The organism is Pantoea sp. FN0305 (assembly GCF_050113845.1).
GTDB classification, from domain to species: Bacteria; Pseudomonadota; Gammaproteobacteria; order Enterobacterales; family Enterobacteriaceae; genus Mixta; species Mixta alhagi.
This window is the reverse complement of the sequence record NZ_JBNJSN010000002.1, coordinates 396,739-409,008: the sequence shown is the minus strand read 5'-3', so window position 1 is coordinate 409,008 and position 12,270 is coordinate 396,739. Positions and strand designations below refer to the sequence as shown.

General features: G+C 54.4%; 13 protein-coding genes. 9 read left to right on the top strand and 4 right to left on the bottom strand.

What is annotated here, in order from left to right:
• Positions 1-47: 47 nt before the first annotated feature.
• Positions 48-368 (bottom strand): ATP-dependent Clp protease adapter ClpS, encoded by a 321-nt coding sequence (gene clpS, locus ACQE3Y_RS06035; protein WP_085067438.1) that lies wholly within the window; start codon positions 366-368, stop codon positions 48-50.
• A 322-nt stretch (positions 369-690) separates the two neighbouring features.
• On the opposite strand from clpS, the gene cspD reads away from it, so the two are divergent.
• A complete protein-coding gene (gene cspD / locus ACQE3Y_RS06030) occupies positions 691-918 on the top strand; it encodes a cold shock-like protein CspD (RefSeq protein ID WP_085067439.1) in 228 nt (75 codons plus the stop codon).
• A 329-nt stretch (positions 919-1,247) separates the two neighbouring features.
• Here cspD and ytfE read toward each other — a convergent pair whose 3' ends face one another.
• Positions 1,248-1,913, bottom strand: a complete 666-nt coding sequence (ytfE, locus tag ACQE3Y_RS06025; RefSeq protein WP_426974226.1) for an iron-sulfur cluster repair protein YtfE — start codon at positions 1,911-1,913, stop codon at positions 1,248-1,250.
• Between the two features lie 236 nt (positions 1,914-2,149).
• On the opposite strand from ytfE, the gene ACQE3Y_RS06020 reads away from it, so the two are divergent.
• The 5 genes from ACQE3Y_RS06020 (at position 2,150) to ltaE (ending at position 8,740) form a co-directional block, all read left to right on the top strand.
• Positions 2,150-3,052 (top strand): lysine exporter LysO family protein, encoded by a 903-nt coding sequence (locus ACQE3Y_RS06020; RefSeq protein ID WP_426974225.1) that lies wholly within the window; start codon positions 2,150-2,152, stop codon positions 3,050-3,052.
• A gap of 147 nt (positions 3,053-3,199) precedes the next feature.
• Positions 3,200-4,849 (top strand): hydroxylamine reductase, encoded by a 1,650-nt coding sequence (gene hcp, locus ACQE3Y_RS06015; protein WP_426981079.1) that lies wholly within the window; start codon positions 3,200-3,202, stop codon positions 4,847-4,849.
• 3 nt (positions 4,850-4,852) lie between these two features.
• On the top strand, positions 4,853-5,842 hold the full coding sequence (gene hcr, locus ACQE3Y_RS06010) for an NADH oxidoreductase (protein ID WP_426981078.1): 990 nt from the start codon (positions 4,853-4,855) through the stop codon (positions 5,840-5,842).
• 118 nt (positions 5,843-5,960) lie between these two features.
• Positions 5,961-7,682, top strand: coding sequence for a ubiquinone-dependent pyruvate dehydrogenase (poxB, locus tag ACQE3Y_RS06005; protein WP_426981077.1), 1,722 nt, complete (start codon positions 5,961-5,963; stop codon positions 7,680-7,682).
• Between the two features lie 56 nt (positions 7,683-7,738).
• Positions 7,739-8,740, top strand: a complete 1,002-nt coding sequence (ltaE, locus tag ACQE3Y_RS06000; protein WP_426974221.1) for a low-specificity L-threonine aldolase — start codon at positions 7,739-7,741, stop codon at positions 8,738-8,740.
• 22 nt (positions 8,741-8,762) lie between these two features.
• Here the strand turns inward: ltaE and ACQE3Y_RS05995 are convergent, their stop codons facing one another.
• Positions 8,763-9,581, bottom strand: a complete 819-nt coding sequence (locus ACQE3Y_RS05995) for an N-acetylmuramoyl-L-alanine amidase (protein WP_426974220.1) — start codon at positions 9,579-9,581, stop codon at positions 8,763-8,765.
• On the bottom strand, positions 9,578-9,898 hold the full coding sequence (locus ACQE3Y_RS05990; RefSeq protein WP_085067447.1) for a heavy metal-binding domain-containing protein: 321 nt from the start codon (positions 9,896-9,898) through the stop codon (positions 9,578-9,580). Before ACQE3Y_RS05990 ends, ACQE3Y_RS05995 begins: the two co-directional genes overlap by 4 nt.
• A 108-nt stretch (positions 9,899-10,006) precedes the next feature.
• Here ACQE3Y_RS05990 and ACQE3Y_RS05985 point away from each other — a divergent pair, with 108 nt between their 5' ends.
• The 3 genes from ACQE3Y_RS05985 (at position 10,007) to artJ (ending at position 12,266) form a co-directional block, all read left to right on the top strand.
• The gene (locus ACQE3Y_RS05985) at positions 10,007-10,549 is read left to right on the top strand and encodes a lipoprotein (RefSeq protein WP_426974219.1); all 543 of its coding nucleotides are present in this window, start codon (positions 10,007-10,009) and stop codon (positions 10,547-10,549) included.
• Positions 10,550-10,791: 242 nt separating this feature from the next.
• Positions 10,792-11,520: an arginine ABC transporter ATP-binding protein ArtP gene (artP, locus tag ACQE3Y_RS05980; RefSeq protein WP_426981075.1), complete on the top strand. Its 729-nt coding sequence runs from the start codon at positions 10,792-10,794 to the stop codon at positions 11,518-11,520.
• 14 nt (positions 11,521-11,534) lie between these two features.
• Positions 11,535-12,266 (top strand): arginine ABC transporter substrate-binding protein, encoded by a 732-nt coding sequence (artJ, locus tag ACQE3Y_RS05975; protein ID WP_426981074.1) that lies wholly within the window; start codon positions 11,535-11,537, stop codon positions 12,264-12,266.
• Positions 12,267-12,270: the final 4 nt, after the last annotated feature.

Sequence of the window (12,270 nt, the reverse complement as noted above, 5' to 3'; positions counted from 1 at the left end):
CCCCCAATTATCGCCCTACGGTTCATGCCGGAATAGCATAACGCCGATCAGGCTTTTTCCAGCGTACACAGCAACGGATGCTCATGCTCTTTAGCATAGCGGTTTACCAGCGCCACTTTGGTTTCCGCCACTTCGGCAGTAAACACGCCGCAAATCGCTTTGCCCTGATAATGCACTCTGAGCATCAGTTGCGTTGCACGCTCAATATCATAAGAAAAGAACTTTTGCAGAACGTCAATAACAAATTCCATAGGAGTGTAATCGTCATTGTTGAGTATAACTTTATACATCGAAGGCGGCTTGAGACCTTCGCGCAGTTTCTCTTCTGCAAGATGTTCAAAGTTAAGCCAGTCGTTAGTGTTTCCCATAATGTTCCGTCGTATCTGTGTTGCGCACTGGCACGAAAGCCGCATGCCATATTATTCAGTGTAACACGCGTGCCATCCGGCTTCGCGCGGGTAAAAATTCTCCGCGGCGCTACAGGCGCGACCGCTATCACAAATTTGGCAATAGCGTTAACTACCTCAAAGTTTAGCGATTTTATCAATGCCTGAACCGGCCGATGGCTTGACGCTTACCCTTGTTTCTCTACATTCTACAAGCACAAGCTGATTGAGTTTTAAACAACTCTTACAGCTTCCTTACCTCACCTACCTAGTAAAAAAAACGTCTCGCGAGGGAACCAGAAGTATGGAGAAGGGTACCGTTAAATGGTTCAACAATGCCAAAGGATTCGGCTTTATCTGCCCGATCGGCGGCGGCGATGATATCTTTGCCCACTATTCCTCAATTCAGATGGAGGGATACAGGACGCTCAAAGCCGGGCAACAGGTGCAGTTTGACGTTCATCAAGGACCGAAAGGCAATCATGCCAGCCTTATTGTTCCGGTGGAGGCGGTCGAAGGTATCCACGCCTGAACCCGTGTTAACACATTCTGTACAACCCGACTAAAAAATGCCAGCGACAGATGCTGGCATTTTTATTAAACATTTTGGACACCTTATACAGGTGGGGCTGACAACGCATTTTTCAACCCTGCTTACCATGCTGAACGCTCATAAAGAGGAAATGCGGCGCAGATGTAGCCCGAAGCGCACAGCCAAGAATAATGGCTGCAAAATTTCCCACTAAACCATTTGTGCCTCGCGGCATTAACCCGCTGTAGCGCATAATTTTTTAGTTTGTCTGTTAAAAAGCGTGAAAAGGCCTGCCGTTGCGTCAGGCCTTAGCGGGTGACAGTGTGGCCTTACTCGCCGCGCAGCGCCCGCGGGAACAGCAGGTTGTTCTCCAGATGGATATGCTGCATCAGGTCCTTAATAAACTGGTCTGTGCCGCTATACAGGGCGCGCCAGGTGGTGCAGGCACCCTCGGGCGGAGTGAGGTTATTGGTCAGAGATTTAATGATTTCCAGCTGTTCGCCCGCTTCATTATGTTCAAACTCCATCACGGCGATGGGGTTGCCGGCATGCGCGCCCATTCCCTGCTCAATCATGGGAAACAGCACGCGTTCTTCTTTCATCATATGCTCGCTGAGATGCTGCCAGACCGCCTGCAGGGTGCTGGCCAGTCCACGCGGACAGTCTGGTTTTGCGCCATGCACGCGCTCAACCTTTTCCGCCATCATAATCAGATCGGGCAGCTGCTGACGATGCACGTTGTGGTAACGGTCAATAATATGTTTAATCACGTCGGCAAGCGGCGCGTTACGCCAGTTTTCTTCGCTGCTTTCCTGCTGCATCAATTGCTGTAATTCTGTTTCAAGCTGTTCAATATCCAGGTGACGTTTGGCAGCCATCTCCTCCAGCGTATGTTTGCCGCCACAGCAGAAATCGAGATGATATTTATGGAACAGCGCGGTTGAGCCTGGGATAGCAATAACCAGTTCGCCCAGAGAAGTAGTACGTAACGACATAGCTTTTACCTTTTGCTGAAATTATAAGATGCATTTTAAATGCAACTTTAAATCCAGGCCACTCCATTTTGCTTTTACGTTATAAAACAGCTCTTATGGGAAAAAACATGGCTTAACGTTACCCGTGATGTGTGCTCGTCAGAGCGGCAGCGAACAAATTTCCCGTCGGCCTTTACCCTATTGCCTTTTTTGGTTAGCGTGAGGTACTTCAAATTTGTTTATGGATTTTAAAGGATATGTATTCAGGACTGCTGATTATTCTTTTGCCGCTGGTTATTGGCTATTTGTTACCGCTTAAATCCCCCGCCCTGCAACGCCTGGTTAACCACCTGCTGAGTTGGATGGTCTACGTTATTCTGTTTTTTATGGGCATCAGCCTGGCGTTTTTAGATAATCTGGCTGCAAACCTGCTGGCTATTTTACGTATCGCCAGCGTCAGCGTGATGGCTATTTTGGCCTGTAATCTAATCGCGCTGCGCCTGTTAGAAAAGCGTCGTCCCTGGCAGCATCATCATCAGCAGCAGCAGGCGCTGCCGTCGCGCCTTCACATGGCGCTGGAATCGCTGAAACTACTGGGCGTTGTGATGTTGGGCTTCCTGCTGGGCCTGTCGGGCTGGGCATTTTTACATCATGCCGCTCAGGCGAGTGAATATGCCCTGTTGCTGTTGCTGTTTCTGGTTGGTCTGCAGCTGCGCGGCAGCGGCATGACGCTACGGCAAATTGTGCTGAACCGGCGCGGGATGATGGTCGCGGTAGTGGTCTGCGTAAGCGCGTTTGCTGGCGGTATACTGGCAGCGCTGTTGCTCGGCCTGCCCTTAACAACCGGCCTGGCGCTGGCCAGCGGCTACGGTTGGTATTCGCTCTCTGGCATTTTAATGACGGAAAACTTCGGACCGGTTATCGGCAGCGCGGCGTTTTTTAACGATCTGCTGCGCGAACTGGTGGCAATAATGCTGATCCCGCTGCTGATCCGTCAACATCGTTCCAGCGCGCTGGGGCTGTGCGGTGCAACCTCTATGGACTTCACCCTTCCCGTTTTGCAGCGTGCCGGCGGCGTTGAAATTGTGCCCGCGGCAATTGTACACGGCTTCATTCTTAGCCTGGCTGCGCCAGTGCTGATCGCCCTCTTTTCTGCATAGCAAAATGGCGGCATAAAACCAGGCCGCCTCCCCTTTTCTTTTTGCTTTAGATCAATCGTGCTTCAATTATTTCAGCCTGCACTTGCCTGCCAGCGCCCCTTCTCTTTAAAGTTTTATTTAAAATACATCTTATAAAGGGATACCAGAATGTTTTGTGTGCAATGTGAGCAAACGATTCGCACTCCGGCGGGCAACGGCTGCGCCTGGGCGCAGGGGATGTGTGGTAAAACTGCGCAAACGTCCGATTTACAGGATTTGCTGATCGCCGTGTTACAAAGCCTTTCCGCATGGGCTTTGCACGCACGTACCGACAGCATTATCGATCATGAAATCGACAGTTTTGCGCCGCGCGCTTTTTTCTCCACCCTGACCAACGTTAACTTTGACTCCGGTCGCATTATTGATTACGCCATTCAGGCGCAACGCTATCGCGATGATTTAAAAGCCCGCTGTGCCGTGCTGGGTCTGGGTGCACCACAGCATCCGCTAAGTGACCTGAGCCTGAACGGCAGCGATGCCGAGGTCTTACTGCAGCAGGCTCACGCGTTTGCGCTGAATGCCGGTGACGATCATGAAGATGTGGTCGGCCTGCGTCTGCTCTGCCTGTATGGCCTGAAAGGCGCTGCCGCCTATATGGAACATGCGCACGTGCATGGCCGTTACGATAACGAAATCTATCATCAGTACCATCAGATCATGGCATGGCTCGGCACGCGTCCGAACGAGATCGAGACGCTGCTGGCGGAAGCGATGCATATCGGCAAAATGAACTTCTCTATCATGGCGATGCTGGATGAAGCGCAAACCACCACCTACGGCGATCCGCAGCCGGTTAAGGTTAACGTGCGTCCCGTGGCGGGCAAGGCGATCCTGATTTCCGGCCACGATCTGAAAGATCTGCAACTGCTGCTGGAACAAACCGTCGGCACCGGTATTAATGTCTATACCCACGGCGAAATGCTGCCTGCGCACGGCTATCCCGAGCTGAATAAATATCCTCACCTGGTGGGTAACTACGGCAGCGGCTGGCAGAACCAGCAAAGCGAGTTTGCCCGTTTCCCTGGCCCGATTGTGATGACCTCTAACTGTATTATCGATCCGAATCCGGGTGATTATCAGCAGCGTATCTGGACGCGCAGTATTGTGGGCTGGCCGGGCGTAAACCATCTTGATGGCGACGATTTCACCCCGGTGATTGCGCAGGCACAAACCATGGCAGGCTTCCCGTGGAGTGAAATTCCGCATGAAATTACCGTTGGCTTTGGTCGTCGCGTGCTACTGGACGCCTGTGATTCTATTATTGAACTCGCTACCCAGAAAAAACTGCGTCACGTCTTCCTGATTGGCGGCTGTGACGGTAGTCGTGACAAACGCAGCTACTATACCGATTTGGCGACGGCAGTGCCGGACGACTGCCTGATCCTTACGCTTGCCTGTGGTAAATACCGCTTCAATAAGCTCGATTTCGGCACGCTGGAGGGGCTGCCGCGCCTGCTGGATGTGGGTCAATGTAATGACAGCTACGCCGCGATCGTGCTGGCGGTCAAGCTGGCGGAGAAACTGAACTGCGGGGTTAACGATCTGCCGCTGTCGCTGATCCTCTCCTGGTTCGAGCAAAAAGCGATTGTGGTGCTGCTGACATTGCTGGCGCTCGGCGTGAAAAATATCCGCACCGGCCCGACCGCACCGGCGTTTCTCACCGATAACCTGATTGCCATTCTGGAAAAAGAGTTTGGTATGACGCCAGTTACCACCGTTGAAAACGATCTTGCCGCAATTCTGTCGCCACAGGAGTAAACCATGAACACCACCACACTTTGCCCCTGGCGCATGCAGGTTCACCATATTACCCAGGAAACGCCGGATGTCTGGACGCTGGCGCTGATCGATCACGATTTTTACCGCTGGCAGGCAGGCCAGTTTGCGCTGGTACGCATCGGCAACAGCGATGAAGTCCGCGCTTATACGCTGTCTTCGACCCCAGGCCAGAGCCAGTTTATTACCCTGACGATTCGCTATATCGAGCAGGGTAAAGGTTCCGGCTGGCTTATCCGTCAGGTGAAGCCAGGCGACTATGTCTGGTTATCCGATCCGCAGGGCAGCTTCAGCTGCGAACAGCATCCTGCTTCGCACTATCTGCTGCTGGCAGCGGGCTGCGGTATCACGCCAGTGATGTCAATGGCGCGCTGGCTGCACAGCCATCGCCCGGAAACCGATGTACATCTGATCTACAGCGTCCGTTCGCCGCAGGATGTAATTTTTGCCGCTGAACTGCAGGCGCTGCGCCCGTGGCTGAAGCTGACGATTATTGTTGAGCAGCAGCCGGAAGCGCAGATGCTGAAGGGTCGTCTAACCGCAGAAATCCTGGCGCAGCAGGTGCCGGATATTGCCCGGCGTACGGTCATGATGTGCGGTCCGCAGCCCTATATGGACCTGGCAGAAAACAGCGCTCGCGCGCTGGGCGCAGTCAATGTATTGCGCGAGCAGTTTACCGCCGCCGCGCCTGATAACGTCGAGGATAACGGCGTACGTTACCACCTGAGCAGCGCTTCGCATCAGCTACAGCACGCGGCGTTCCCGGCGGGCTGGTCGTTGTTGTCAGCAATGGAACAGCATAAGCTGCCGGTTGAGGCGGTTTGCCGCGCTGGCGTGTGCGGCTGCTGTAAAACGCGCGTGGTCAGCGGCCAGTATCAGACCAGCAGTACGGTTGGCCTGACGGAAGAAGAGATCGCGGCAGGCTACGTACTGGCCTGTAGCTGTCAGCCAGCGGGCAATATCGAGCTGGCCTGATACCCCGGAAATAGCTGGTTTCATCGTGGTTCCCCCGCTTTGCGTGACGTTGACTAGACTTTTTATCGTCTGACATCCCCCCATCGGGATGATGGGTCAACCACAGTAAGGAACCACTATGAAGCAAACCGTTGCGGCGCTACTGGCAAAAACGCTGGAAAGCGCCGGTGTAAAACGCATTTGGGGAGTCACCGGGGATTCCCTTAACGGGCTGAGCGACAGCCTGAATCGCATGGGCACCATTGAATGGATGCCCACACGTCATGAAGAGGTCGCCGCTTTTGCCGCTGGCGCCGAGGCGCAAATCAGCGGCGAGCTGGCGGTCTGCGCAGGCTCATGCGGGCCCGGCAACCTGCATTTGATTAACGGCCTGTTTGACTGTCATCGTAATCATGTGCCGGTACTGGCAATCGCCGCTCATATTCCTTCAAGCGAAATCGGCAGCGGTTATTTTCAGGAAACCCACCCTCAGGAACTTTTCCGGGAATGCAGCCATTACTGCGAGCTGATCTCCAATCCGGAACAGCTGCCGCAGGTATTGGGCATCGCCATGCGTAAGGCCATTCTTAATCGCGGCGTTTCAGTGATTGTACTGCCCGGCGATATCGCGCTGAAGCCCGCGCCGGAACAGGCGTCATCCGCCTGGTATTCACCTCAGCAGCCAGTTATCCAGCCTGCAGAGCGCGAACTGGATAAGCTGGCTGCCCTGCTAAACAGTGCAAAAAATATCACGCTGATGTGCGGCAGCGGTTGCGCAGGCGCGCATCAACAGATCGTTGAATTGGCCGCTACGCTAAAAGCGCCGGTGGTTCATGCCCTGCGCGGCAAAGAGTATATTGAGTATGACAACCCTTACAGCGTCGGCATGACCGGGCTGATCGGCTTCTCATCGGGCTATCACGCCATGATGAATGCCGACACGCTGTTGCTGCTGGGTACACAATTCCCCTATCGCGCCTTCTATCCTGAAAAAGCGCAGATTATTCAACTGGATATTAATCCCGGTAGCATCGGTGCGCACTCCCATGTGGATATGGCGCTGGTTGGCGACGTGAAAGCGACGCTGTCAGCCCTGCTGCCGCGTTTGCAAAACAAACAGGATCGCGCCTTTCTTGATAACGCGCTGGAGCATTACGCCAACGCCCGTAAAGATCTGGACGATCTGGCGAAGCCCAATGATAAACAGGCCATCCATCCGCAATATCTGGCGCAACGACTCAGCCATTTTGCACGCGAGGATGCGATTTTTACCTGCGATGTGGGCACGCCGACGGTATGGGCGGCACGCTATCTGGCAATGAATGGCAAACGCCGCCTGCTGGGCTCGTTTAATCATGGCTCAATGGCTAACGCCATGCCGCAGGCGCTGGGCGCTCAGGCGCTGGACAGGAAGCGCCAGGTGGTAGCGATGTGCGGCGATGGCGGTTTCAGTATGTTAATGGGCGACTTTATTTCCGTCGCGCAGCTTAAACTGCCGGTTAAGCTGGTGGTATTTAATAACAGCGTGCTGGGCTTCGTGGCAATGGAGATGAAGGCTGGCGGCTACCTGACCGACGGCACCGATTTGCACAATCCCGATTTTGCCGCCATTGCCAACGCCTGTGGAGTAAAAGGCATTCGGGTGGAAAAGGCCTCGGAGCTGGACAGCGCGATTGAACAAGCCTTTGCCCATGATGGTCCGGTGCTGCTTGATGTCATTACTGCCAAAGAGGAGCTGGCGATGCCGCCGCAGATCAAAATGGAGCAGGCAAAAGGCTTTAGCCTCTATATGCTGCGCGCCATTATTAACGGGCGTGGCGACGAAGTCGTCGAGCTGGCAAAAACCAACTGGCTACGGTAAAACATTAATGACTTTTTACGGGTACACAGGTGCCCGTTTTTTTAAGGAGCCTCTTAGTGATAGATCTACGTAGCGATACCGTCACCCGCCCATCGCCAGCGATGCTGTCGGCCATGGTCTCTGCCCGTACCGGCGACGACGTTTACGGTGACGACCCCACCGTAAACGCGCTGGAGGCAGAAGCCGCACAGCTGAGCGGCAAACAGGCCGCACTGTTTTTGCCTACCGGCACGCAGGCCAATCTGGTCGCCCTGCTTACTCATTGCCAGCGCGGCGACGAATATATTGTTGGTCAGCAGGCGCATAACTATAAATATGAAGCAGGCGGCGCGGCGGTACTGGGCAGCATTCAGCCTCAGCCGCTGGAGGCCGCGGAAGATGGCTCGCTACCGCTGGAGAAGGTTGCGGCAGCCATTAAGCCTGACGACATTCACTTTGCCCGCACGCGCCTGTTAAGCCTGGAAAATACTTTTGGCGGCAAAGTGTTGCCCGTGGGTTATCTGGCCGAGGCATGGCGCTTTACACGCGAGCATCAGCTGGCGTTGCACATTGATGGCGCCCGCATCTTCAATGCCGCCGTGGCGCTTGATCTGCCGCTGGAATCCCTTGCCCGCTATTGCGACACGCTAACGATCTGCCTGTCGAAAGGATTAGGCGCGCCGGTGGGTTCGCTGCTGTGCGGCGATGCGCAATATATTCAACAGGCGCGGCGCTGGCGTAAAATGACCGGCGGCGGAATGCGCCAGGCGGGCATTTTGGCTGCGGCCGGACTCTATGCGCTGGAAAATAATGTGATGCGCCTTAAAGAGGATCACGATAACGCCCGTTGGCTGGCGGAGCAGCTGGGCGAACTGGATATTAACGTCAGCCAGCATACCAATATGGTTTTCGCACAGCTGCCGCCAGAGCAGGTTGCGCCGTTAAAGGCCTGGATGCAGGCGCGCAATATTCTGTTGTCGGCGGGGCCGGTTACGCGACTGGTTACCCACCTGGATGTGGATCGCGCCGCCCTGCAACAGGTAGTAAAACAGTGGAAAGCCTTTCTCGTCGCCCGGTAAGCGCCAGTCACCCACGATCGCCTCAGCGCCCATATTTCTCTACCAGCGCCTGGGCGATCGCCCACGTTTCTGCATCAGCCCGCCCGGAATAGCTGGCGGGTCGGAAATGCATCTGAAATGCCGCGATCAGCTTTTGCTGCTGCGCCGGCGTCACCGCCGCGTTAACCTCATAGCCATAGCGCGCCAGCAAACCAAGCAACCTATCCTGCGCCACCGGCTGCAAGCGTTCGTGCCCCTGTAAGAGCGCTTCTACCCGCTGCGGATCCGGCCAGGCACCAATACCCTGCGCGGCCAGTTGCGCCCAGGGAAATCGTGGTCCCGGATCCTGTTTGCGCTGCGGCGCAATATCGCTGTGTCCCACAATGTTTTGCGGCTGAATATGATAACGACTGATTAAATCGCGCAACAGCGGCAGCAGCGCGGCAATTTGCGCGGGGGCAAAGGGATAAAACTGCCGCCCCTGCGCCGTCAGGCGGTAACCGGGATTGACCAGTTCAATGCCTACAGAGGTATCGTTAAGACGCGTGGCGCCGCGCCAGTAGCTTGGCCCTGCGTGCCACGCCAGTTCATGTTCCGGCACCAGCTGCCAGATAAGCGGTGTACCACGATGCAGCGGCGGCTGAGCCGGGATCAGATAATGCACGCTCACCTCTTTATCAGTAAGCGTCGTCAGCGAAGAAGAGAAATCCTCCGCCGTATAATGAATCACAATCGCCTTCACACGGGGCCGGGCACCCTGTGCCGCCAGCCGGGTATCCACGCTATAGCCCTGACGCTGCTCAAGGCCTGATGTACAGCCAGCTAACAGCAGCGTCAGGAGCAGCGCTAAATACGCTTTCACCGCGTTTTAACCGCCGTACCGCTGACGCTGACCATCAGCATGCTGCTGTCTTTGCCCACGGTTTCATAATCAATATCGATACCCACCACCGCATTCGCACCCAGCGCCTTCGCCTGCGCCTCCAGTTCTGCAAAAGCAATCTCACGCGCCTTACGCAACTCTTTTTCATATGCGCCGGAACGACCGCCGACAATATCGCGGATGCCGGCAAAGAAATCGCGGAAAATATTCGCCCCAAGAATGGCCTCGCCGGTGACGACGCCGCAATACTCAGTGATCGTTTGTCCTTCCAGCGTTGGCGTAGTGGTTAATTTCATGCTCTTCTCCTTTTCTGATTCAGCAATAGTTTAGCCCGTGCAGCTAAAAAGCACGGCTATACTTTATGCTAAAACAAAGCGTTACCCGTTGACCATAAGGAAAATGAGATGAAAAACAAAGCGTTTGCCGCCCTGCTGCCGGCTGTTCTGCTGCTGAGCGCCTGTACTACCGTAGAGCCTGCCTATAAAGATATCGGTACGCGCGTAGCCGCTTGTGTGGATGGCGGACCGGATACGGTAGCGCAAAAATTCTATGATCTCCGTACCGCTCAGCCCACTCAGGGTCTGCCGGACACGCAATTGCTGGCGCGCTACCGCCCCTACCTGAGTGAAAAACTTTATCAAAGCCTGTTGAAAGCCAATGCGCAAAGCGATAAGCCAGCCGAATGGCGTCAGGGCGATCTTTTTTCCAGCCTGGCACAGGGTCCTGACCACGCCGAAGTGGCCGACGCGTCGCGCATCCCTAATACCGATGCGCGCAATATTCCGCTACGCGTTGAACTGACGCGCGAAGGCGATAAAAGCGTAAGCTGGCAGGATGAGATCTTGATGGTACGCGAAGGCACCTGCTGGACGGTGGATGATGTGCGTTACATGGCTAACTGGCAGCGTCCTGGCGGTGGTGCTTTAAGCCAGGTACTGGAACAATAAAGCTGCCTCGTCAGGCGATCATCATTAATCTTTATGCATAGCGCCGCAGGCATGCGGTGCTATGGTTATCCGACCAGGTTAGAAACTTCCTGCTTATTCACCCCTTCTGCGCGACATGCCAGGATCATGTGCTACGCTTTAGGCATTCCGCTATTCATTAATAAATTTTAACGCACAATGATTGCATAACTATGCTGTGAGCGTTAATATTTGCCGCATCAATTGCTATTCATTTTTGGCGCATGAGTATTCAACTTAACGGTATAAATTGCTTTTATGGCGCCCAGCAGGCGCTGTTCGATATCCAGCTAACGTGTCCGGAAGGCGAAACGCTGGTGCTGTTGGGTCCCAGCGGCGCCGGTAAAAGCTCGCTCCTGCGCGTACTTAATCTGCTTGAAATGCCGCGTTCCGGTAAGCTCAGCATCGCTGGTCATGATTTTGATTTCAGCAAAAAGCCTGGCGATGACGCAATCCGCGAGCTGCGACAGAACGTGGGCATGGTGTTTCAGCAATATAATCTCTGGCCGCACCTGACGGTTAAACAGAACCTGATCGAAGCGCCCTGCCGCGTGCTGGGGCTGTCGAAAGAGCAGGCTCACCAGCGTGCCGATAAGCTGCTGGAGCGTTTGCGCCTGACGCCGCACGCCGATCGTTTTCCGCTGCAGCTTTCCGGTGGTCAGCAACAGCGCGTAGCCATTGCCCGCGCGCTGATGATGGAGCCGGCGGTGCTGCTGTTTGATGAACCTACCGCCGCGCTCGACCCGGAAATCACCGCACAGATCGTCAGCATTATTCGTGAACTGGCACAAACCAAAATCACTCAGGTCATTGTTACCCATGAGGTTGAAGTTGCGCGTAAAACCGCCAGCCGCGTGGTGTATATGGAAAATGGCTATATTGTTGAACAGGGCGATGCCAGCCGATTTACACAGCCGCAAACCGAGGCGTTTGCAAATTATCTCTCGCACTGAGTAAGGCCATAAAGATGAAAAAAATCGTTCTTGCTGCTCTGTTAGCCGGTATCAGCCTGAGTGCCTCTGCCGCCGAAACCATTCGCTTTGCTACTGAAGCCTCTTACCCTCCGTTTGAGTTTGTCGATAGCAACAACAAAATTATGGGCTTTGATGTCGATCTGGCTAACGCGCTGTGCAAAGAGATGAATGCCACCTGTACCTTCACCAATCAGGCGTTTGATAGCCTGATCCCCAGCCTGAAATTCCGCCGTTTTGATGCGGTAATGGCCGGAATGGATATTACCCCTGAACGTGAAAAACAGGTGCTGTTCAGCAAGCCTTACTATGATAACTCGGCGCTGTTTATTGCGCAAAAAGATAAGGTTACCAATGTCGCGGCGCTGAAAGGCAAGCGCGTTGGCGTTCAGAATGGCACCACGCACCAGAAATACCTGATGGACAAGCACAGCGAAATTACCACTGTGCCCTATGACAGCTATCAAAACGCGATTCTCGACCTGAAGAATGGTCGTATCGATGCGGTATTTGGCGACACGGCCGTGGTGAACGAGTGGCTGAAACAAAACCAGAACCTGACGGCGGTCGGTGAGAAAGTCACAGATAAAGCCTATTTCGGCACCGGTCTGGGCATTGCAGTGCGTCAGGGCAACAGCGCGCTGCAGCAAAAATTCAATGCCGCACTGGATAAAGTCAAAGCTGACGGCACCTACCAAACCATCTACAGCAAATGGTTCCAGCAGTAATTAA

What these genes read in the sequence shown, in the direction of transcription:
- clpS (WP_085067438.1), bottom strand. Translation starts at nt 368, where the DNA reads ATGGGAAACACTAACGACTGGCTTAACTTTGAACATCTTGCAGAAGAG.
- cspD (WP_085067439.1), top strand. Translation starts at nt 691, where the DNA reads ATGGAGAAGGGTACCGTTAAATGGTTCAACAATGCCAAAGGATTCGGC.
- ytfE (WP_426974226.1), bottom strand. Translation starts at nt 1,913, where the DNA reads ATGTCGTTACGTACTACTTCTCTGGGCGAACTGGTTATTGCTATCCCA.
- ACQE3Y_RS06020 (WP_426974225.1), top strand. Translation starts at nt 2,150, where the DNA reads ATGTATTCAGGACTGCTGATTATTCTTTTGCCGCTGGTTATTGGCTAT.
- hcp (WP_426981079.1), top strand. Translation starts at nt 3,200, where the DNA reads ATGTTTTGTGTGCAATGTGAGCAAACGATTCGCACTCCGGCGGGCAAC.
- hcr (WP_426981078.1), top strand. Translation starts at nt 4,853, where the DNA reads ATGAACACCACCACACTTTGCCCCTGGCGCATGCAGGTTCACCATATT.
- poxB (WP_426981077.1), top strand. Translation starts at nt 5,961, where the DNA reads ATGAAGCAAACCGTTGCGGCGCTACTGGCAAAAACGCTGGAAAGCGCC.
- ACQE3Y_RS05990 (WP_085067447.1), bottom strand. Translation starts at nt 9,898, where the DNA reads ATGAAATTAACCACTACGCCAACGCTGGAAGGACAAACGATCACTGAG.
- ACQE3Y_RS05985 (WP_426974219.1), top strand. Translation starts at nt 10,007, where the DNA reads ATGAAAAACAAAGCGTTTGCCGCCCTGCTGCCGGCTGTTCTGCTGCTG.
- artP (WP_426981075.1), top strand. Translation starts at nt 10,792, where the DNA reads ATGAGTATTCAACTTAACGGTATAAATTGCTTTTATGGCGCCCAGCAG.
- artJ (WP_426981074.1), top strand. Translation starts at nt 11,535, where the DNA reads ATGAAAAAAATCGTTCTTGCTGCTCTGTTAGCCGGTATCAGCCTGAGT.